18 protein-coding genes are annotated in these 21,852 nt (G+C 46.3%); 2 read left to right on the plus strand and 16 right to left on the minus strand.

Going from position 1 to position 21,852, the window contains the following annotated elements; genetic code table 11:
• Positions 1-132 precede the first annotated feature (132 nt).
• The 6 genes from BN1002_RS16690 to BN1002_RS16710 form a co-directional block, all read right to left on the minus strand.
• Positions 133-1,050, minus strand: a complete 918-nt coding sequence (locus BN1002_RS16690) for an ROK family protein (protein WP_048826670.1) — start codon at positions 1,048-1,050, stop codon at positions 133-135.
• Between the two features lie 145 nt (positions 1,051-1,195).
• Entirely contained in the window at positions 1,196-1,363 is a 168-nt protein-coding gene (locus tag BN1002_RS24110; protein ID WP_197072811.1) for a DUF6903 family protein, read from the minus strand.
• Entirely contained in the window at positions 1,353-3,524 is a 2,172-nt protein-coding gene (gnpA, locus tag BN1002_RS16695; RefSeq protein WP_048826671.1) for a 1,3-beta-galactosyl-N-acetylhexosamine phosphorylase, read from the minus strand. The genes BN1002_RS24110 and gnpA overlap by 11 nt, the downstream gene beginning before the upstream one ends.
• 15 nt (positions 3,525-3,539) lie before the next feature.
• Positions 3,540-4,403, minus strand: a complete 864-nt coding sequence (locus BN1002_RS16700; RefSeq protein WP_048828012.1) for a carbohydrate ABC transporter permease — start codon at positions 4,401-4,403, stop codon at positions 3,540-3,542.
• Positions 4,404-4,425: 22 nt separating this feature from the next.
• Positions 4,426-5,316 (minus strand): carbohydrate ABC transporter permease, encoded by an 891-nt coding sequence (locus BN1002_RS16705; protein WP_048826672.1) that lies wholly within the window; start codon positions 5,314-5,316, stop codon positions 4,426-4,428.
• A gap of 80 nt (positions 5,317-5,396) precedes the next feature.
• Positions 5,397-6,737 carry a carbohydrate ABC transporter substrate-binding protein gene (locus BN1002_RS16710; protein ID WP_048826673.1) on the minus strand — a complete coding sequence of 447 codons (1,341 nt, stop codon included), beginning with the start codon at positions 6,735-6,737 and terminating at the stop codon, positions 5,397-5,399.
• A 723-nt stretch (positions 6,738-7,460) separates the two neighbouring features.
• Between BN1002_RS16710 and BN1002_RS16715 the strand changes: the two genes are divergently transcribed.
• On the plus strand, positions 7,461-8,312 hold the full coding sequence (locus tag BN1002_RS16715) for an AraC family transcriptional regulator (protein ID WP_048828013.1): 852 nt from the start codon (positions 7,461-7,463) through the stop codon (positions 8,310-8,312).
• A 99-nt stretch (positions 8,313-8,411) separates the two neighbouring features.
• Here the strand turns inward: BN1002_RS16715 and BN1002_RS23410 are convergent, their stop codons facing one another.
• The 7 genes from BN1002_RS23410 to BN1002_RS16750 form a co-directional block, all read right to left on the minus strand.
• Positions 8,412-9,308: an SH3 domain-containing protein gene (locus BN1002_RS23410; RefSeq protein WP_082036271.1), complete on the minus strand. Its 897-nt coding sequence runs from the start codon at positions 9,306-9,308 to the stop codon at positions 8,412-8,414.
• Between the two features lie 194 nt (positions 9,309-9,502).
• Positions 9,503-10,477, minus strand: a complete 975-nt coding sequence (locus BN1002_RS16725) for an acetylxylan esterase (protein WP_048826674.1) — start codon at positions 10,475-10,477, stop codon at positions 9,503-9,505.
• A gap of 14 nt (positions 10,478-10,491) precedes the next feature.
• The gene (locus tag BN1002_RS16730) at positions 10,492-11,319 is read right to left on the minus strand and encodes a MurR/RpiR family transcriptional regulator (RefSeq protein ID WP_048826675.1); all 828 of its coding nucleotides are present in this window, start codon (positions 11,317-11,319) and stop codon (positions 10,492-10,494) included.
• A 26-nt stretch (positions 11,320-11,345) separates the two neighbouring features.
• Entirely contained in the window at positions 11,346-12,176 is an 831-nt protein-coding gene (locus tag BN1002_RS16735; RefSeq protein WP_048826676.1) for a carbohydrate ABC transporter permease, read from the minus strand.
• Positions 12,177-13,052 (minus strand): carbohydrate ABC transporter permease, encoded by an 876-nt coding sequence (locus BN1002_RS16740; protein ID WP_048826677.1) that lies wholly within the window; start codon positions 13,050-13,052, stop codon positions 12,177-12,179.
• Positions 13,053-13,135: 83 nt separating this feature from the next.
• Complete coding sequence (locus BN1002_RS16745; RefSeq protein WP_048826678.1) at positions 13,136-14,464, minus strand: extracellular solute-binding protein; 1,329 nt, start codon at positions 14,462-14,464, stop codon at positions 13,136-13,138.
• A gap of 157 nt (positions 14,465-14,621) precedes the next feature.
• Positions 14,622-15,320: an N-acetylmannosamine-6-phosphate 2-epimerase gene (locus BN1002_RS16750; RefSeq protein ID WP_048828015.1), complete on the minus strand. Its 699-nt coding sequence runs from the start codon at positions 15,318-15,320 to the stop codon at positions 14,622-14,624.
• 243 nt (positions 15,321-15,563) lie between these two features.
• Here BN1002_RS16750 and BN1002_RS16755 point away from each other — a divergent pair, with 243 nt between their 5' ends.
• Positions 15,564-17,876 (plus strand): hypothetical protein, encoded by a 2,313-nt coding sequence (locus BN1002_RS16755; protein ID WP_048826679.1) that lies wholly within the window; start codon positions 15,564-15,566, stop codon positions 17,874-17,876.
• Between the two features lie 112 nt (positions 17,877-17,988).
• Here BN1002_RS16755 and BN1002_RS16760 read toward each other — a convergent pair whose 3' ends face one another.
• Genes BN1002_RS16760 through BN1002_RS16770 form a run of 3 tightly spaced genes read right to left on the minus strand, consistent with a single transcriptional unit; the run spans position 17,989 to position 21,560 of the window.
• Entirely contained in the window at positions 17,989-19,881 is a 1,893-nt protein-coding gene (locus tag BN1002_RS16760; RefSeq protein ID WP_048826680.1) for a PTS fructose transporter subunit IIABC, read from the minus strand.
• A gap of 12 nt (positions 19,882-19,893) precedes the next feature.
• A complete protein-coding gene (pfkB, locus tag BN1002_RS16765) occupies positions 19,894-20,811 on the minus strand; it encodes a 1-phosphofructokinase (protein WP_048826681.1) in 918 nt (305 codons plus the stop codon).
• Positions 20,808-21,560, minus strand: a complete 753-nt coding sequence (locus tag BN1002_RS16770) for a DeoR/GlpR family DNA-binding transcription regulator (RefSeq protein WP_048826682.1) — start codon at positions 21,558-21,560, stop codon at positions 20,808-20,810. The genes pfkB and BN1002_RS16770 overlap by 4 nt, the downstream gene beginning before the upstream one ends.
• Between the last annotated feature and the right edge of the window lie 292 nt (positions 21,561-21,852).

Consider the following 21,852-nt stretch of genomic DNA (forward strand, 5'->3'; position numbering starts at 1 on the left):
CCTCCTCTTTGTAAAGGGCTGTGTTCTGGGTCTGTTGATTTCCGTTCTTCATTGAACACAGCCTAGTGCAAATATCCGCCTGGTTGGTCTACACGATTTCGCGGATAACATTTTTTAAACTAAGCGCATGGCTTATCGTACCGCCTGATGCTCAAACATCCGCAGGCCGGCCCCTACGATGCCATTGTTGCTGCCCAGCCTGCTGATGCTCATCTGCCCGAGGATGTGGCGCTGCTCGGGAATGAGATGCCTTGCCAGATTCTTTTTGACAAGGTTGAGCAGGAACGGGTTGTGGGTGATCACGCTGCCGCCGAACACAATGCAATGCGGATCAAGCAAACAATTGATTGCATACACTGCTTGGGCAAGCGTTTCGGTCATGTCATTGATGATTGGCTGGTATTGGTGCTCACCTTCCAAATAACCTTGAAAAATGCCCGCCGCCGTCTCCCCTTCGAAATTGAGGGCCGAGGCAGCGAGGCTTTGGATGGCCGGGCCAGAAGACAGTTTTTCGAGCCGCTCGTTTTTATTTCCGATCAGTTTTGAAAGGACCGGCATCAGGCCGATTTCCCCTGCAAAACCGGCTCCCCGGAAAAATTCACCTTTATGGATGATCGAGCAGGAAATGCCCGTGCTAATAGTAATATAAACAAACGTTTCACCAGGGTCCACCTTCGACGCCTTCCATTCCGCATATGCGGCCATGTAAACATCGTTGTCAATAGTCATATGTCCCGTCCCGTACACTTCCGAAAGCCGCGCCGTAACCGGGAACTGCTCCCACGGCAGGTTGTTTTGAAAGACGGCGATGCCATTTTCCCTGTCCACCTTGCCAGGGACGCCGACTCCGATTCCCTCGATCTTGTCCATTCCAATCGATGACTTCTCCAAGACCCCATCGACTGCTTTCACGACCTGCGTGAACATTTTTTCCGCATCGGTCGGGTCGCTCTTCAATTCACACCGTTCCAGCACTTCCCCGCTGGAGGCTATGACTCCGGCGGCCACCTTCGTCCCGCCGATGTCAAGGCCGATTGCCACTCTTTCCATCTTTTCCACCTCATCTCGCCTTGCTTGTGAAATCCCCGTCTGCTGCAGGGAAATCCATTTCTCATAACTGCCCGTTAATACGGGATAACGGGAAAAGGGCGCTCATTTGCCCAAAAGCAAACCCGCTCCCCAATCCCGTCTCTGTCTACACATACTTCCTGTTATAGTCATACAGAAGGCCAAGCAACCCAGCCAAACCGATCAGCATAATGCCAAAGTCCATTCGCCCGGCCTTTTTTTGGCCAATGACAATCAGTGCGACGAACACAATGAAAAAAACTAATTTGATGACAGCAAGCACCTTACTGTTCATTCACCGTTCCCTCCCACCTGATTTCACTTGGCGCAAGAGTGACCTCGCGGCTGTCGCCGTTTCCATCGAAAACAAGCGTTGTCTGTTCCTTCGCCGAATTATTGACAATCGCCATTTTGCCGATTGAAGGATAATAATGGACCTCGCAATAAATATTGCTCGCATTCCATTTCATAAACTCGCCTTCTTTACCCGCCGCATAGTACAGCGAGCGGAGCAGGAGGCGCGTATTTTCCTCGCTGTACGGCAGGCCGGCGATATAGACGGTGCGGCCTTTTCCGAACGGATGGCTGGCAAGATGGACTTCCCCATCGGAATACTCGATGATCTCTGTCTCTTCCGTCAGCGCGTAAATATTTTTCATACTTTCACCAAAATCCAATCCCGTGCTGTCCGCGGTAATGAAATGCTCGCCGACTGGAGTCGTGAAATATTTATCTGTCGATAAACTGAACCCAAGCTCCTTATCAACGCCGAACGCCGTTGCCAGCTGGAAATAATGGCCTTGATGCTGGCAGGCAGTCGGTTCGCCAATACCGACAAAGCCGCCGCCATTGAAAATCCACGACCTGAGGTTCGAAACGAGCCTTTCATCCTTCCAGACATCGCCGCCGGAAAAGGCAGTCATTGCATCACCGGCATTGATGATGACATCGACGCCTTCTGGCACACCGACCTCAATCACATCATCAAAGCTGATAAACTCGACATCGACAGACGCTCCGCTCAGCGATTCAAGGACGCCGAGATACGAATAAATCTGTTTATACCAAAGGGCATGTGCAACCATATGGGTTTGCCATGTGCGCAGCCTGCCCCATGAATTGAGCACAGCGACCTTCAATCCGGAATGTGGCTTGACGTTTTTTATGGTGTCGTAAATCGTCCTGAATTCGTCTGTTACATGTTCAATATAGTCAACAAACTCAGGGAATTTATAGGCGAGGCTCAAATAGCCGCCATAGCCGATACGGTCAACCGGATTCCTGAGGATTGCCCGCCTTGCCGTCAGCCAGTTTTCATTCGCTTCAATGACCGGATTGTTCCCTTCATAAAACGTATCCGGGAAGAAATATGGCAGGAACCGTCCTTCCGTGTATTTCACATGAGGGATATCGGCAATCATCCGCAATGTCGCGCCGCCGCCGACACTGCCGACAACCGCGTCAAGGCCGATTTCCTTAAAGTACTTTCCGTACGGCTCGGTGCCGATCCAATTGTCGCCAAGAAACATCATTGCTTCCTTGCCGCTTTCGTGGACAAGGTCGACAAGCTTCCCTGCCTCGGCTGCAACGAATTTTTGCACAAAGTCCATGTAATCGAGGAACGCTTGTGTAGGTACCCGGAACGCTGTATTGTAATAGCCCTGATCGACGATATCCTCCGGCCTCAGGCGATAGCCCTTTTCCTTTTCAAAAGCATCCAGCGCGGCAACCGAAACACTTGCCCCATAACCAAACCAGTCAACGAACTTCTCTTTGCCAAGGTTATTGAACACTAATGTGAAATGGTAAAAGAACGTCGTGAACCGGACAACATCCGTATCGGGATTGTCCTTCAACCACTGCTTCAGATAGCTGCTCATATACTCGTTTGAGTTCGGATGCCGGACATCGAACGGAATGTCATGCGGCTTGTCGCCCCAGTCGTTCGTAATATGGTTGTACATCTGGGTCGGATCCCAAATGGCAAAAACGAGGAAGGAAACGGTGTATTCATGCCACGGAACAGCATTGCGGATGACAACCGTATTTGTCTCTTCAACCACTTCCCAGTTGTTGTTGTCGACAACTTCACCGGTCGTCCGGTCGATGACCTCCCAATATTTCTTCGGGTCATGGACGTAATCCGGCTTCAGCTGCTCCTCGAAATAGCCTTTCATGAACCCGATTTCGAGAGTGTCCGAAACGGCCGTGTTGAACGTGCTCATCAAGTATAGCTGCTGGCACTCGTCCATATGTTTTTCGGCAAAATCATTATGGGCGCGCGCCACAAAATACGTTGTATAAATTTTTGCATCAAGCTGCTTGATCTCATCGTCCAGCTTCGTCCCGTCGCTGTCGCGGATTGCATCCGCCCCCCAGCGCTCCATGAGTTCCTTCGTCTCAGCCAGGAAATTTTCCTCACTCGGCAGGGTTACTCGTCCTCTAGTCTGTTTCATGCAGATCCTCCTGTCCTAGTCCTTCAATCCTCCAAGGGTCATCCCCTGTGTCAATTTTTTCTGTACAATAATGTATAAAATCAGTGTCGGCAGCATGACAAGCACCATACCAGCATACATCTGGCCGTAATTGGCAGCCGATTTCTGCGCCGCCATCAGGTTCATGAGCCCGACCGGCAATGTTTTATTCGGCCCTGGTATCAGTGTCAAAGCAATGATGTATTCATTCCAGAAAGACAGGAAGTTGAACAAAATGACCGCAATGATACTCGGGCGCGCCATCGGAATCATAATCGTCAGCATTGTTTTGAAATAGCCGGCACCGTCCACCAGCGCTGCTTCCTCATAAGTCGACGGCAGTGTCTGGAAGTAGCTTGAAAGCAAATAAATCGTAAACGGCAAGGCTGTCGCAGCATAAACAAAAGCCAGGACGAACAAATTATCGAGCAGGAATCCCTGGCCGAAGCTGCCGCGCAGCAATGTATCGCCGTTCAAAAGCATCAGGAAGATCGGGACAACAATGTAGTTCACATTAATAAAAAGCCCCGCCTTGAACAAACCGTTCAGGAAGCCGCTGCCCCGAAACTTGTACCTGGCAAGCACATAAGCGGCAGGCACAGCGACAACGAGCAAAATCAAAAGCGCCAGCGCGGTCACCATGACCGAGTTCAGCATATACATGCCCATATTCGCTTTTTCAAACGCGTCTATGAAGTTTTGAAAATAGAAACCTTTCGGTGCCGCCCACGGGCTTCCGTAAAACTCGGAATTCTGTTTAATCGACGCTAGGAAAACCCAGCCGACCGGAATGATAATCGAAATGGCCAGAGTAATCAGGGCGACGTAAATAAAGATGCGGTAAAGTTTATCAAATGACATGTTTTTCACAATTCAGCCCCCCTTAATACTCCAGTACATCGCGTTTTGTTGCAAAACTGATAATGGCCGACAATCCGAAGGAAAACAGGAAAACGACAACGCCGATGGCCATCCCGTATCCATATGAAGAATTCGTATACGCCTGCTGGTACATATAACTTAGGAATACTTGCGTCGAATTGTCCGGACCGCCGCCTGTCATCGCCTGGACAAGCAGGAAGCTCAAATTGATTGTACTGATGATGAAAAATGTAAGTGTCGTGCGAATGTTGTTCCAGATGAGGGGCAAGGTGATGTCAAAAAACTGCCGGATCCTGCCCGCGCCTTCCAAGGCCGACGCTTCATACAAGCTCTCGGGAATGCTCGCCATACTCGCCATGTACATAACCATGTAATAGCCGATCGCCTGCCAGACGAGCGCTCCGCCAATTGCGTAAATCGCAATCTTCTGGTCGCCGAGCCACATCTTCTGCATGTTTTCAAGGCCAAGCGCCCCGAAGAAATTGTTCAGAAGCCCTGTCGACGGGTCATAGACAGCCGAAAAAATCCCCGCGATAACAACGATGGATAAAATATTTGGGATATAGAATATAATCCTGAAAATACTGTCCCCTTTTACCTTCTCCCGCGACAGCAAGGCTGCAAACAGGATGGCCAGCACCATCGTAATCAACGTAACGACCACAATCAGCAGGACGCTATTTTGCAGGGATCGGAAAAAGTTCATATCCTCCCAGAGGATTTTGAAATTATTGAAGCCTACAAAAACCTTGTTATTGGAAAAACCGCCCCACTTATACATGGACATGCGGAATACTTCAATCGTCGGGAAGATCAGGAAAATGGTGAGCAGGATAACCGCCGGGGCGGTGCAGATAAATAGGAAGAGCCGCTTTTCTTTTGTTTTATTCATTGGGATTCACCTCAACTAAAGAATATAACGGTGAGAAAGGCTCCTCACCGTTATATTTCAACAGAACCTATTCCGTTGGATTATTTTAGGGCTGGACGCAATTTGTCGCTAGCCTTCTCAACAGCTTCTTGCCATTCCTTGACTGATTTATCGCCAGAAACAACGCTGTCGATCGATCTGAACAATGTCTCGCCCATGCTGACGCCCTCAACAGCGTCAGTTGCCGCGAAGCCGCCCATGCCTGCTTTCGCGCCGCTGTCATAAATGCTGTAGAACAATTTATTGTCGCCTGACAACTTGTCGGAAATGCCTTGGATCGGCTGGATAGCGCCGGCTTCCGCGAAGATTTCCGCTGCTTTGTCGGAATAGACGAAAGTCAGGAAGTCCTTGGCTGCATCTTTATTGTCAGCCTGGGATGGTACCCACATTTGCTCGAAGAAAGTGAATGCGTAGCGGTCCCCGCCTGATTCAACAGCCGGCAGCGCCGTCATGCCCCATTCAAAGCCTTCCGCCCTTGGTGCGTCCTTCATCTCGCCGACAACCCATGTGCCGTTTGGCATGAAGATTGCCTTGTTATCAAGGATAAGCTGCTGGTTTTTCGTATAGTCCTTGTCATTTGCGTTTGCAACCGTTGTTGGCGCGATGTATTTTGCAAGCTTGCCAACAATTTCGAATGCTTTCGTTGCTTCAGGAGATTCCCAAACGCCATCTTCATATTTCATCGCCTTGTTGAAGAAGTCCGGTCCGCCAATTTCAAAAAGAAGCGAGAAGAAGAAGGCGTCAAAGTAACCGGTAGTTGGATAGGTGAAGAGAGAAATTCCCTCTGCTTTCGCTTTATCACCCAGCGCCCACATTTCATCCCAAGTCTCGGGGACTTCCCAGCCTTTTTCTTTCAAAAGGGCAGCGTTATAGAACAAACCGGTAGGGCTGTAGAACATTGGTGCAAGATAAGTTTTGCCATCGTTATACGGGTTGGTGACAAGCGTTTCCGTAAAGCCTGGGATCAACTTGTCCTTCACTTTTGCATCCTCGCCGTAGACCTTCTTATCAAAAACATCGGTGATGTCTTCAATTCCCTTGTCCTTGATCATTGTTTCTGTCAAGGCAAGCTTCCTTCCAAGTCCAAGCGCGACAACATCGGGATAATTTCCAGCCTTCATATTCGGGCTGATGACATCCTCGAGGTTCTTGTCGATCGTCAACTCAACCTTTACATCCGGGTTGGCCTTTTCATACTCGGCAACCACCTTTTCCCACATATCCTTGCCGTAAGCCGATTCCAAAGCGGCAACCTGGATCGTTTCCTTTTTGCCGTCTTTATCGTCTTTCTTGCCGCTAGCGGGATTGCTATCACTCTGGCAAGCCACTAAACTGAGCGAAAGCAACGCCGACATACCTGCCAGTAGAAACTTCTTCTTCATCGTACTCCTCCTCTACTTCGTTAGGACTTTTTGTTCATACTTTAAGTTTAGGCTCAGAAAAGCGCTTTCACAATCAACATCTTGTCGTCTTTTTTAGGCATCTTGCTTTTTATGTCTGTAATCCACTAAAACCTTTCGGGCGACCAATTATCAGATTTATCAAAAAATAGCTGGGGGATTTCGATGATAAGCGGGATATTCAGGCTCGTTATTAGGTATAAATACCGATATTTTGTCCTGTTTTTTGGGATTAGAGTTAATGCCTTATTAAAATCTTGTCTAGTTTTTTATGTATCTTGCTTTTTGGGTGTGAATCTACTAAAAAAGATATATACTTAATTTAGGGAGTTTTGTGATTGATTGACGTCTTAATCACTGATTGATAAAACCACTTTTGCAAAAAACTATATAGGTTGAATTTAATTATTACTTGATTAAATTTGAATAGCTGGTTGATTGGAGCTCAGGCATGTAGACTCCTCGAAAATGCTAACGCATTTCCTTCGTGCAAAGCCCACTCGAAGAAGCTGGTTGTCCTGCGGGATAGAGCAGCAAGGGGAGACCCCACAGGAGCTTTGCTCCGAGGAGGCTCCACTGATGCCCCGCGGAAAGCGAAATGCCCGGAGCGGAAATCAACCACCAGCTTTCCGTTTCATACTAATCTTTATTTCAACCTATATAGTTCATTTTATATCGAAAACCCGCTGGGAGGATGAGTCCAGGATGTCCAATGTGTTGTATGAGCTGCCGAAGGCACCAAGAGAGCACTTGCCAATCAAGCTTTTATATGTAACAAAATCGAAGTATGACACTGACTGGCACAGCAAGACCCATACCCATCACTTCACCGAAATTCTCTATGTCACGAAGGGCCAGGGTTCCTTCGTATCGCCAGGCCAGGAGGTTCCGATTAAGGAATATGATATTGTCATCGTCAATCCGCACATCGAACATACGGAAAAGTCTTCTCCTGAGCAGCCGCTTGAATACATCGCGCTTGGCGTCCAAGGGCTTTCCATTTCGTCTATTGAAAATACTGGACAAGTAAGCTTCTATAATTACCACCGCGACAAAGAGATTTACTTGTTCTTCCTGCAAAGGCTGCTAGAAGAAGTAGAGAACCAAAAGGACGATTACGAACTGATCGTGCAAAACATCCTTGAAATCCTTTTGCTCAAAATGACCCGTAAGAAAGCGTTTACACTTGAAAAAACCTCACCACAGAAAATCAACAAAGATGTCGCCTTTATCAAAAACTACATCAAGCAGCACTTCCGCGAGGACCTCAACCTCGACACCCTCGCCGAAGCCAGCCACATCAACAAATATTACATGGCCCATTTATTTAAAAAATCAGTCGGCATCTCCCCGATTGAATACTTGATCCAAACAAGAATCCGGGAAAGCAAACTATTGCTCGAAACAACCAACTACCCAATATCCGACATCGCGGCAATAACCGGCTTCTCATCCCAATCTTTTTTCGCCCAATCTTTTAAACGCGTCACAAACGAAACACCCTCCCAATACCGCAAATCGAAAAACATCACCGCTCGAAAGCGGAAAGCGAAATAAAGCAGGGGACGCTTCCAGCGCTTCATCCGGATGTAAAATGAAGCACTGGAAACGTCCTTTTCAGCGAAAAAAAAGAACCGGAAGGTGTTACCTTCCCGCTCAATAACTCGTATAACTTGCACTAACCCATCCATACTTCCCTTTGCTGTATTCAATCCGAAGCCATGTCTGCTTTTGCGAATTTAAATAAACATCCTTCACCGTAAAAACCTGATTCTTCTTAACTACGCCAACAATTTTCGAACCAGTGGTAGCGCTGGCACGCACATTCAACGCACTTGCTGTAATTTTTACAGTAGATTTCGCTTCTTTTATGTCGATAATCGGTTTCTTTTTCGGATCCAGCCATTTCAGAATCGTAACGAGGTCACCTTCATTCACAGCCACACACCCAAGTGTGTACTTTGTCGAACTCGTTTTTATATGCAAAAAAATCGCACTGCCGGCTCCCTTTACAATTGGGTTATCATTGTACCTAATCACAACGGCATACTTATACAAAGGATGGTTCAACCTTTCGAAAGACTTCCAACGGTCGGCCGGATTCCCTTTATAATTGACCCATTTGTTGTAATCTGGCGAGTTGACATCATCAATCCAATAGTCATATTTTGTTGCGGCTTTAAATGGGTAAATCATACCGGCCGGCTTTGGCGCCCAGCCGAAAGAAGTCCCCAGCAAATAAGTTCCAAGTGGCGTCTTCGCGTCCCCTTCTTTCCCTTTACCGATGCCAGACTTTCCTACAACCGCTTGGATAGGCGCCGAATACTTGACCCATTTGCCATTTTGCTTCACATATCTCTGCAAAATAGCAGACGAACTTGACTTAGCCGCTTCCACCACAATCATTTGGCTTGCCTCGCTTTTCAAAACCGAAGCGTTGGACACAGCCGCCTCAGCCTTGGAGGAAAAACCGCCCGCACTAAAAAACAAAACAACCGCTAATAAGGGCAAAAAAAACTTCTTTCTACCTTGAACGAAATGACTTCCTGTCATTATCTGAGCCTCCTTTTAATACCCTCAATTTTTAAACGAATCCTCGCAGCAAAAAAGAGAAAAAAGACCTAGATCTCGGAAATCAGGAGGAAATACCCTGTTTAAAACAATGGAACAAGGAGGCGACTCTAAAGCTTCATTTAAAACCAGAATGAAGCCGGAACCTCCCCAGTATCTCGCAAAAAAACAGGTAATTAGGAGCCATAAATTCGCTCATGAATGAAGGCTATTTTCTTTTCTTCATGGAAAGGGTTGGGCTCATGCTGATATTGGGGATAGGGAACGATGGTTTTGTCTTGGCTTCGTATATGGTTAAAGGCCGCATAAGCTGATGAGGGAGGAGTCGTGGAATCTTCCAGGCCGATACCCATTAATATAGGCACTTGGATATCCGGGCAAAAATGCAATGCATCGACATAGGCAAGTGTATCCAAAATTTTCGATTTCAAGTTGTTCTCCGGATTATGTAATTTTAAATAATTGATGAGTTCCATGTATGGGCCAGACAGGGAAACCTCCAAGGCACGGTCAAAGTGGGTCAAAAAAGGCCAATCACAGGCGACAAACTGGACTTTTACTTCCAAGCCGGCTGCAACAAGGGCCAGCCCTCCTCCCTGGGAAGCGCCATTGACTCCCAAAATAGTCGGCTTTACAGGCGCGCCTGTTAGAACCCATTCCAGTTGAGCGATAATATCACGGTAAACATTTGTATAATAGTAGGTTTCCCTTTCAAAAATCCCAAGAGTCATCCAGCCAGTTATTCTGCTGCCATTCGGGTAGTTGGCATAATCAGGTGAATCCCCCTGCCCCCTTACATCGAAAGCAATCACCGTTATTCCCTGAAGTACCCATTTTAAAAACTCGGATGGCAAGCCGCGGCTTCCCGTATACCCATGGAATTGAAGTTTCACCGGCCCTTCCAGTAGACGCTTTAGCCTCATCAGAGTTCCCTTAATCGGCGTACGATCCCAGCTATGGAGCGTTAATTCGGCCACCTCAACAGAGGCGAGCGGATAATCAATCCACTTAACATCTACAGAAAAGCCGGAACGCTTCACCCGCTCTTTTTCGCCCTTCCAAAACGAGGCGAAATCAGCCGGTTTATTCACCAGCTCCGGTTTATACGCCTGCAGCTGTTCTAAAGAAAAATCCCCTATATGTCTCCCCATCGGTGGCACCATCCTTAATACATCTTATGTGTAACAGCTTTTGCCGTGGCTTTCCGTGCGGTTTGCGCAATGTCCTCTCTCTTGTTAATAATGGCGGAATGCAGAATATCCAGTACAGACAATTGGGCCATTTTTGAAACAATCGAGCTGCCTTCGAGCGGCCCTTCCTTTGAGGAAGTTAAAAGAACAATATCCGCTAATTTAGTAATAGGTGATTTGCTATTGCTCGTTATACAAATAATCCTCGCACCTGCCTTTTTTGCGATCTCAATGTTGTGAATCGTATCTTTTGTGCTTCCAGAAACAGATATCCCAACCGCACAATCATTTTCGTTCAGCAATGAGGCGCTCATCGCCTGGAAATGGCTATCCTGCTTGGCGTCGCATTTAATCCCTATTCTTGTGAATACATTGACTGCCTCCAAAGCGGTTAATCCAGACGATCCAACGCCAAAGAAGAGAGTATTTTGCGAAGAAAGAATGGCTTGAACCGCTTTTCCCACCTGCTCTTCATCCAATAACTGTCTACTTTCCTCAAGGACTTTCAAATGCATCGATGTTGTTTTTTTAATAATGGATTGCTCGATTTCTTCTTCAGATGCCATCATCACAGATTCTTGAGCGAGCGCTAATTTAAAGTCCTGAAAACCAGAAAAGCCGATTTTTCTGCACAGGCGCAAAACAGTGGTTTCCCCGACATCTGCTTTTTCAGCCAATTCGGTAACGGAACAATAAATAATATCATTTAAATTAGCCACAATATAATCTGCGGCTTTTTTTTCTGTTTTGGTTAAGCTATTATAATAGCTTTTGATTTTCAGAGTGGTACTTATCGTAGACATTATCGTTCACCCTAACCTTTTAGTAACTATTCTTTAACAGAACCTGCAGTTGATCCTTCGATAAGCCGCCTTTGAAAAATCAAATAAAAGAGCGTGACCGGGATGAATGATAGGACCAGCCCGGCATACAGGGCTCCCCAGTCGGTATGATATTGCTGAATCATCATGATATTGGCCAACTTTACAGGCAATGTCTTTAATTCATCATCGGTTATTAAAATAAGCGCCAGTATGTATTCATTCCAAATACCAACAAAATTAAAGATCGCTGCGGAAATCAGGCCTGGTTTTGCCAACGGAAACATCACCATCCAAAAAACCTTAAATGGTCCGCATCCGTCAATAATGGCGGCTTCTTCTAAAGAATCCGGTATTTGATTAAAAAAAGCAATCAACATAAATATTGTAAACGATAATGAATAGGCAATATAGACCAAAATCAAGCCCGGGATGCTATTGACAAGCCCCAGATCATTCATTAACAAAAACAACGGAGCCATTGCCAAAAAGGTCGGCAGCATCAAGCCCATTAAAAATGTATTCTGGACAGCGATTCGAAAGCGGAACTTTTTCCTGCTCAATACATAGGCAGCCATTGCCGAAATGATGACAATTAGAGTCACTGTAATCAATGTAACGATAATGCTATTAATAAATCCAATCCCTAAGCCAGCTTCATTCCAGGCGTTCGAGTAATTCTCAAACGTTATTTTTTCCGGAAAAGATAATGGTTTTAATAAGATATCAGCCGATGATTTGACTGAATTCACAAAAACCCAGATGACCGGGATAATAATCAAAAGAGATAGAAATGTGAGGAACAAATGGCTTCCAATATTCCGAAAAAACTTGCCCATCTAGCCTTCCCTCCTCGTAACCTTCAACGTCAACATTGATGCAATTAATGTAAGGATTAAAAAGATAACTCCAAGAGCTGAAGCATAACCAAAATTGAAGTTCGAAAACGCCTGCTCATAAATATAAAGGGAAATTGGCTGGGTTGACCGGTTAGGTCCCCCGCCCGTTAACAATTGCGGCATTTCAAATATTTTAATTGTATTGATCAATGTAAATATCGTAACTACCTGCAAAATATCCCTCAGCATTGGGAGCGTAATATAAATGCTTTTTTTAAATTTGGTTGCCCCATCAATTTCAGCCGCTTCAAGGATATCCTGCGGAATATTCAGGATGGCCGCGAGAATCAAAATGCTGTAAAACCCGACCATTCCCCACACATTAACGAAAACGACACTGCCAAACGCCGTTTCCGTCCGTCCAAGCCATTCAGTCATAAGGAAGTCCAATCCTACCGCATCAAGCAGTCCGTTAAACATGCCATTGACTGGATTCAATATGGTTGACCATAGCATCGCGATAGCTACTCCCGGAAGAATATATGGGAAGAACGTAATCGAACGATAAAGATTCAGCCATCTTGTTTTCAAAAAATGAGAAATCGAGAGTGCGATTACGACTGATAGCAATAAAACGATCGGAACCTGGATTAATATGTATTTCCCTGTCACCTTCAAAGTGTTAATAAAGATTTCATCCTCAAGCATCCGTTTATAATTATCGAGCCCAATAAATGTTTTTGTTCCGAGGCCCCGCCAATTATATAAACTCATCAGAAATGCATTGAAGGATGGGTAGATGACAAATAAAAGGTAAAGGACCGAAGCTGGCAATAAAAACACCAGAATCGACCATCTTTCGCTTGCGTATCTCAAAAACTCACAACCTTTCAAAATAGAGAGGCCCAAGAATTACTCAGACCTCTCCCCACCGTTATGAAATTACCAAAAATATGAACTTACCAGGAGTATGTTGTTTTTTCAATGTTGTCATCTTTTCTAATTTGTTCTGCGAATTTCTCTGCCTGCTCTACGAACTTTTCAGGAGTGAGCTCACCAAGCATGAGGCTTTGATAAATATTGTTCATATTCCCGACCAGTTCTGGATAAGAATCATTAATTGCCGTAGGGGCGTACGAACCTCCTGCATCCTGAAGGACTTTAAGCGCACTCTTCAAAGGCTCAGATTGAATTGCATCTTCTGTATTTTTGACAACACTGGCAAGACCCTTGGAAGAGACCATTTTCTCTACTTCCTTTTCGCTCGATAGGAACTTCAAGAACTTGATTGTTTCTTCTTTATTTTTCGATCCGCTTGGGATATACCAGGCACCGCCCCAACCTGTCGAGACAGGCGCAAGATGCTCGCCTTTACCGCCAGGGAATGCAGGCTGATTAAATGCACGCAGTTTAAAGTCAGCCGGAATGACATCCTTCATTTCGCCTTCCAGCCAGGAACCTGCCATAACAAACAAGGACTTACGCTGGAAGAATAATGTTTGCGCTTCCGTGTGGGACAATCCAAACGTTCCTTTCAAAAACAGGCCTTCATCAACCATACGCTGTGATTCTTTTGCCGCTTCTAAAAATGCAGGCGATTTCCATGCTCCCTCTTTCAGGTTGAACCCATCCAAAAGTGCTTCCTTACCGCCAATCCGTTCCACGAGCGGCAGGTATATGCCAAAGAAATAATAACCCGGATGCTTTCCTGGGACTGAAAAGACCGCGATTCCTTTCTTATCAGCCTCGGCTTTTAACTTATACAGATCTTCCTGCGTTTTAGGAAGCTCCCATCCATTGTCTTCAAACAGCTTCTCGTCGTACCACCAAATATACCCCGGTGAAAAAATCGTAGGAATTCCGTATGTTTTTCCATCCTTCTTTTGATTGAACTGGCCTTGTTCAAATGTATCGACCCATTTTTCATCACTTTCATAAGCCTTTTCTTCGAGTGCATCATCGATCGGTTCAATCATCCCATCTTTAATAACCCCTTGGATATCAAAGCTAGGTCCTGGAACCATTAAATCAGGTACATCTTTGGATAAAAACCTTGTTTGCAGCTGAGTGTGGATATCAGGGCTTGCCGTGATTTTAATGTTTACATTTTTGTTTTTATCCATATAAGTCTTGGCTGATTCCTTCACCCATTCAGAGCCGAATCCGCCTTCGAACATCATAACCTCAATGTCTACCTTCTTATTTCCGTCTTTGCCCGAACTTTCCTTTGAGCTGCAGCCAGCAGCTATGACCATCAATGCAACCAAAAGCAACAAGAACTTTTTCATATCTATCCCCTTTTCCTCTTAATTGTCTTTCCTGCTTGGTCACCGACCCCTGTCTCCATGTTTTAAATTCATCCTTATGTAAATCGAATGAATGCTTCACCCCCTTAATTTGAGAAACAACTCGTGATTTTTGTAACCCCTTTCATTTCTTTTTAAGTTAATTGTTTACACTTGTCTTTCCAATTTCTTTTGCAAATTGCTTTGTGATTTCCTGCGGACGAGTAATCGCTGAACCGACCACGACTGCGAACGCTCCCTCCCGGATGCATTCGGCTGCGAGTTCAGGTGTATTCACTCTACCTTCAGCAATAATTGGGCATCCCGTTTTTTCCACCAATACGGTGAGGAGTGTTTTATCAAAAGTCGTAATGTGTTCGGTGTAAGGGGTATATCCAGCCAGGGTTGTTGAAATCAAATCACAGCCTAACCCTACTGCATGCAGCCCTTCTTCAGTGGTAGAAATGTCAGCCATTAATAAGACAGAAGGAAACCTTATCCTTATCTCTTCTACAAAATCGTCCAGCAGTTGTCCGCCCGGGCGCACCCTATCCGTTGCATCAAAGGCAACAATATCGGCTCCGGCTTCCACTACCTCTGCTACTTCCTTGATGGTTGGCGTTATATAAATTTCGCTATCTTGATAGTTTTTCTTATATAAACCGATAACCGGCAAATCAATCGCCTGTTTTATTGCTTTAATATCGGCTGGAGTGTTTGCCCTGATTCCCACGGCTCCGCCTTCCCGGGCTGCAATGGCCATTTTCCCCATAATTGCTGAGCCGTATAGCGGTTCATCCTCCAAAGCCTGACAAGAAACAATCAAACCTCCTTCAAGGTTCTGTAATAATGGATTCATTCTGGCACCTCTTATATTTTTTATTTTCTTAATTTTCAGCATATATTATTTAGGAGAATATTTCCACCTTTTTCTTTAATTTTCAAGAATTTCTCCTTCTAGTCTAAAAGTCCCCTTTTTATCAAAATATTCAGATTATATTGACCTTCAGAAAACTCATATCTATTATTTAGTGTGAAACAGATATAACTAGCGGAAGGAGGACAGGAAACATTACAAGCAAAAAATATAGGAGGAATCATCTTGAAAATAAAGATTAATAGGATTGCCGCTTTATTCGTTCTTCTCATTTCAACCTTATTGCCCCACTCAGCTGCACTCGCAAATGAAAGCGCATTCTCTATGAAAAATCAGTTTGAGGATACGGTAAATTTGGGAGAAGCAGTGAAAAGTCCACTATCCCAGATTGCCGCATATGGCAAAAACAGCAAAGGCGATAACTTGCAGTACATAGCCGTCACAGGCTCCCCGGCAGTCTTTTATGTGGTAAACGCCGAAACAGGAGAGCGTTTATTTTCGCAGCCTATTCCGAATTCGGATGTCATCTGGGCAATGACAATCGGGAGTGACAACAATGTTTATTTTGCAAGCACGATAAATGGTGTTGTATATCGCTATCTTCCTGAAGAAAACAGAATGGAAACGATCGGCAAAAACCCTTCCGACAATTTTGTCTGGGATTTGAAGAGCAGCGCGGATGGGAAAATTTACGGCGCCACCTACGATGAATCAAAGGTGTTCGAGTATGACATTGCTAGCGGCACTTTTCGGGATTTAGGGCCGATGAATGAAGGCGAGAAGTATGCCCGCGGCCTTGGCGTGACCGACAAATACATCTATGTGGGGATTGGAACGACCGCTGGGGTGGTTCGCTATGACAGGGAAACCGGCGAAAAGAAGGACATACCTACTCCACTGACCGGACAAAACGGAACCATATCCGAAATCGCCATTTATAATGGGAAGCTCTTTGTCTATGCGGGGGCTGATTTGTATGTCATCGACGAGGCAACCGAAAAACATATCAGGACAATCAAATTCCAAAGCAAAATCTCATCACCGTCTCCTAACAACCAAGATCTCATCTATTACAAACTTCAAGGAGACCTATTCTCCTACAACACAGCAACCGACACCGTCACAAAGGTAGAAAACATTCCATCCCTGCCAGCCTCGACAGCAGTCAAGGCGCACAGTTGGATTACATTAAGTTCAGGGGAAACCGTCCTGGCAGGAATGACCGCATTCACGGATTCATTTTTCTATAATCCTGAAACAAACGATTATTCTGTCCACTTTCCGGATGTGGATGCCCAGGGTGCAACCATCAACGCCCTCGCTGTTATTGATGGGAATGTCTATTCAGGCGCCTACCAACGCGGTATGAGCATTTATAACGAAGAGCTTCAGGACTATGCCTATACAAACTTCTCCTTTCATCAATCAGAAGGAATTCATGAATACAATGGCAAGGTTTATTTTGGAACCTATACAGATGCGAAGATGTACCGCTACGATCCGAAATTGCCGATTGATTATAATGAAAACGGCAAAGGAAACCCTGGTTTGTACCTCGATATCGAGGATGAACAGGACCGTCCGTTCACCATGGCAACCGGCGATGGGAAGCTCTTCATTGGAACAATCCCGACCTATGGAACACATGGCGGGGCTTTAACCATCCTGGAAGAGAAAGAAGCAGAAGCTGGTTCCGCTGAGGTTGAGGCAAAAACATACCGGAATATTGTTGAAAACCAAAGCATTTTCGGCCTGGCCTATAAGGATGGCAAAGTTTACGGCGGCACATCGATTTACGGCGGCCTCGGCCTTGAACCTATTGCACAAGAAGCAAAAATGTTTGTTTTCGACGTGGAGAAAGGGGAGACAATAGCTGAATTCACGCCAGAAATCCCAGGCTTGGAAGATACGCCGTTCCAAAACATCGGAGGCTTTACGTTCGGTCCGGACGGCCTTTTATGGGGAATCATTGATGGAACCATTTTTGCTATGAATCCAGAAACGTATGAAGTAGTAAAAAGCAAAGAAATTTATGAAACCACGTTCCTTTCTTCGAAGTGGCGGCCATTTTATCTCGAGTGGGGGCCAGATGGAAATCTCTATACGACACTGAACAGAAAGCTCACGGTGGTTAACCCGGAAACCTTGGAAGCTGAGAGGTTGGTAGAAGGAACCGTGGACCTGATGGATTTGGGAGAAGACGGCAGCATCTATTACGCAATGGGTGCCAACTTGTTCAAAATCCCAGCAAAGATTGATCACATTGAACTCAAAGTTGACGAAAAACTTGTTACCGGGAAATCCGTCTTGCCAACAGTAACGGCAAAAATGGTAAACGGCGCAAAGGTGATATTGTCGAACAAAAAGTATTCTCTGAGCATAAGTAACCCTGATGTTCTCAAGGAAGATGACAATGGCCAAATAACAGGAACCAGGCCAGGAACATCAAAAATAAAAATTACCGCGGAACTCAATGGCAAAACTTACACCTCCAAAGAAGTACGGGTCACTATCGCAAACAGAACCCGCGGGAAATAGCAATGAAACAGGGGACGGTCCTTCTGCTCATTCGCCATCCGAATGAAGCAGCGGAACCGTCCCCTGTAAAAAGCCGACGGTCCCCCGCCGGCTCTTTTCATCTACTAATCTACTATACTGCGACTTTCTTTTTTAAGACGCCCAGCATTACAGCGGTAACAAGCGCCCCGGCAATGATAGCTACTAAGTAAAGGACCCAGTTGCCTTCAACAAGCGGCGTGACGAAGATTCCGCCGTGCGGGGCCCTCAGCCCGATTCCGAATGCCATGGACAGCGCTCCCGCAACAGCGGCGCCGGCCATTGTTGAAGGGATGACCCTGAGCGGATCGCCTGCGGCAAATGGAATGGCGCCTTCGGTAATAAAGGAAAGGCCCATGATATAGTTCGCTTTACCAGCGTCTCTTTCTTCGACCGTGAATTTATTTTTGAAAAATGTGGTTGCGAAGGCGATGCCAAGCGGCGGTACCATACCGGCAGCCATGATGGCGGCCATTGGCTCGTATACGCCGTTCGTGATGAGGCCTGTGCCGAATAGGTAGGCCGCTTTATTGACAGGCCCGCCCATGTCAAAAGCCATCATCAGGCCGACGACCACTCCTAGCAGAATGGCATTTCCGGTCCCTATCCCTGTCAGCCAATCTGTAATTGCCTGGTTCAAGGCGCCAACCGGTTTATTTACAAGGTAAATCATCAAAAATCCAGTCAGTCCAATTCCGAATAAAGGATAAAGAAGAATCGTTTTAATCCCTTCCAACGACCTTGGAAGATTAGCGAATAGTTTCTTCAAGCCAATAACGATATACCCTGCAAGGAAACCGGCAACGAGTCCGCCAAGGAACCCGGCGCCGCCCATATTGGCAAGTACCCCGGCCACCGCGCCCGGTGCAAAGCCAGGCCTGTCGGCAATGCTCATCGCGATGAAACCAGCGAGGATTGGAACAAGCAGGCTGAACGCCCCGCCACCGCCACCAATATCCATCAACGCTTTTGCAATCGGATGGAAGGAAGGATCCTCAGGATTGAACGCGTTGTAGCCAAACAGGAAGGACAGCGCAATTAAAATTCCGCCTCCGACAACAAACGGCAGCATATTGGAAACGCCATTCATCAAATGCTTATAAATCGTGCCGCCGATTGACTTAGGCTTCTGGCCACGGCCGGCAGCTCCACTGGCAGCCGAGCCACTTCCCTGATAAATAGGAGCGTCTTGTTTGACCGCGCGTTCGATCAAGTCCTTTGGCTTCCGGATTCCTTCGGCTACCGCCGCTTCAATGACCGGCTTGCCGGAAAACCGCTCCATTTCAACCTTCGTATCAGCTGCGACAATGACTGCAGCCGCATTGCGGATATCATCGGCAGTCAGAACGTTTTTAGCTCCGCCCGAACCGTTCGTTTCAACTTTAATATCGACGCCCAGCTCGGCGGCGTTTGCCTTAAGGGCATCCGCGGCCATATACGTATGGGCGATGCCGGTCGGGCACGCCGTAACTGCTACCACGAATGGCTTTTGCCTGCCCGATGTATACGGCTCTGGCGCCTGTTCCTCTTCATCCTGGTCATAGGCGTTGATGACTTCAAGGACCTCTTCTCTTGAAGAAGCCGCCATCAGCTTTTCCCTGACTTCCGGCCGCATCAGCATGCCAGAAAGCCTCGCGAGCGCTTCAAGGTGAGTATTGTTCGCGCCTTCCGGGGCGGCAATCATAAAGAATAAATGGGCCGGCTGTCCGTCCAGCGATTCATAGTCAACTCCGGCCTCCGATTTGCCGAATGCAATCGCCGCCTGCCTGACTGATTTCGTTTTCGCGTGCGGAATAGCAATCCCGTCACCGACACCTGTCGTGCTTTGAGCTTCCCTTTTCAAAATGGCTTCCTTAAAGTCTTCCTTGCTGTCAATCTTTCCAGCGTCGAACAGGATTCCAACCAGGCTGTCAATCGCATCCAGTTTCTTCGTTCCGTCAACCGATAAGAGAATCGTTTCTTTTGTCAGCAGCTCAGTGATTTTCACTTTTTTCACTCCTTAAAATTCGTTCTCGGTAAGCTTTACCTGTTCTAGAAGCTCCAGTGTCTTCTCCTTCGTTCCCAACCCGATCGAGAATGCAGTCGCGCTCCCGGCAGCGACGCTGTAGCGGAACGCTTCTCTTACGCTGCCTGTTTCCTTATATTTGGCGAGGAATCCGGCAACCATTGAATCCCCGGCGCCAATTGAACTCCTAACCTCACCTTTCGGGACGGTGGCTGACAGCGCTGTCGTTTTGTTGATGAAGACAGCCCCTTCTCCTGCCAGCGATACAATCACATTTTTCGCACCTAGTTCCACCAGTTTTTTGCCATAAGAGATGGCCTCATCCGGCGTGTGGATGTCCACTCCGAAAAACTGGCCGAGCTCGTGATGGTTCGGTTTAATAAGAAATGGCTGAAATGGAAGAACCGTTTTCAAGAGGTCGCCCTCCGCGTCAACCACTGTCTCTGTGCCGTTTTCCCGGCAAATTTCAATCAAGTTTTTATAAATATTTTTATCCATACTGCCGGGGATGCTCCCGGCGAGAACCAGGGTGTCCCCCCGCTGCAGCTCGCGGATTTTCTCTTTCAGCTGGTTCAAGTCTTCCGTTGTAATCGCCGGCCCTTGCCCATTGATTTCAGTTTCCTCTTCTGCCTTAATCTTTACGTTGATTCGCGTTTCCCCGTTCACCTCAATAAACGAGGTCTTTACCCTTTTTGCTTCGAGGGAATCCTTCACATATTGGCCCGTAAAACCCCCGACAAAGCCGGTGGCGATTGATTCCACATCCATGGACCGAAGCAGGATGGACACGTTAATCCCTTTCCCGCCGGGGATTTTCGCTTCTTTTTGCGTTCGATTCAGCGCGCCAAGCTCCATTTTTTCAAGACCGACGATATAGTCAATGGACGGATTCAACGTCAACGTATAAATCATGTTGTCACTACCTTTATGTCAGTTTTGCTGCTGTATAGCGTTCTATGTTCATCATCTAGTTTATCTGTAATGATTGAGGCTTCATGAAGATCGGCAATCTTTGCAAAAGCAATCTCCGAAAACTTCGAACTGTCCGCAAGAATAAATGACTCAGCCGACATGCTGAGCGCTTTTTCCTTAATCATCGCTTCTTCCTGGTCGGGAGTCGTATACCCATATTGGAGATGAATCCCGTTCACGCCAAGGAAACACTTGTCAAAACGGTACTGTTCCAGACTCTCAAGTGCGCCTCTGCCGATAATCGCATTCGTTTTCTGTTTAACGTAACCGCCAATCAGATAGCACTCAATCCCTTTTTCAAGCAAGGGCTGGATATGCATAAGCCCATTCGTTACAACAACGATATCTTTTTCGGGCAAAAATTGAATCATTTCCCTGACCGTTGTACCGGCATCGAGATAAATGCAGTCCCCTTTTTCCACGAGACTTGCCGCATACTGAGCGATCATGACTTTTTCATGAAGGTTTTTGGAAGATTTCTCTGCCATGCTCGGCTCAAGCAGCTTTCTTTGAAGCCGTTCCGCTCCACCATGCACCCTCTTCAAAAGCTTCTCCTCTTCAAGCTGAGTCAAATCCCGGCGGATCGTCGACTCCGAAGCCCCCGTAGCATCCACAAACTCCTGTAGTTTCACATGAGGCTTTTCCTTAATCATCTGCAAAATCATCCGGTGTCTCTCAGGTGTCAACATAAACCGTCACCCTCCTCCTCAACTATTCCCATTATAATGAAACCGATTCCAAAAATCAATCATTTTCAATCATAAACAATCAAAATCAATCATCGGTTGTTTTCTATCTTCAAAAATTAAGTAGGAGACGGTTCTGCTGGCTCACTTCACAAAAAAACTGCCGCTAGATATTGCTAGGCAGGCAGTTTTTCTCCAATTCTATAAAACCCTCCGCATTTCTTCTAGAAAGCAGGATAAGCACGATATCCTGGTTCTTTGTTAAACGTTCCTTCTCTGATTCCTTCCCTGGTGG

The sequence above is a fragment of the Bacillus sp. B-jedd genome, from assembly GCF_000821085.1.
In the GTDB taxonomy this organism is placed as follows: Bacteria; Bacillota; Bacilli; order Bacillales; family Cytobacillaceae; genus Bacillus_D.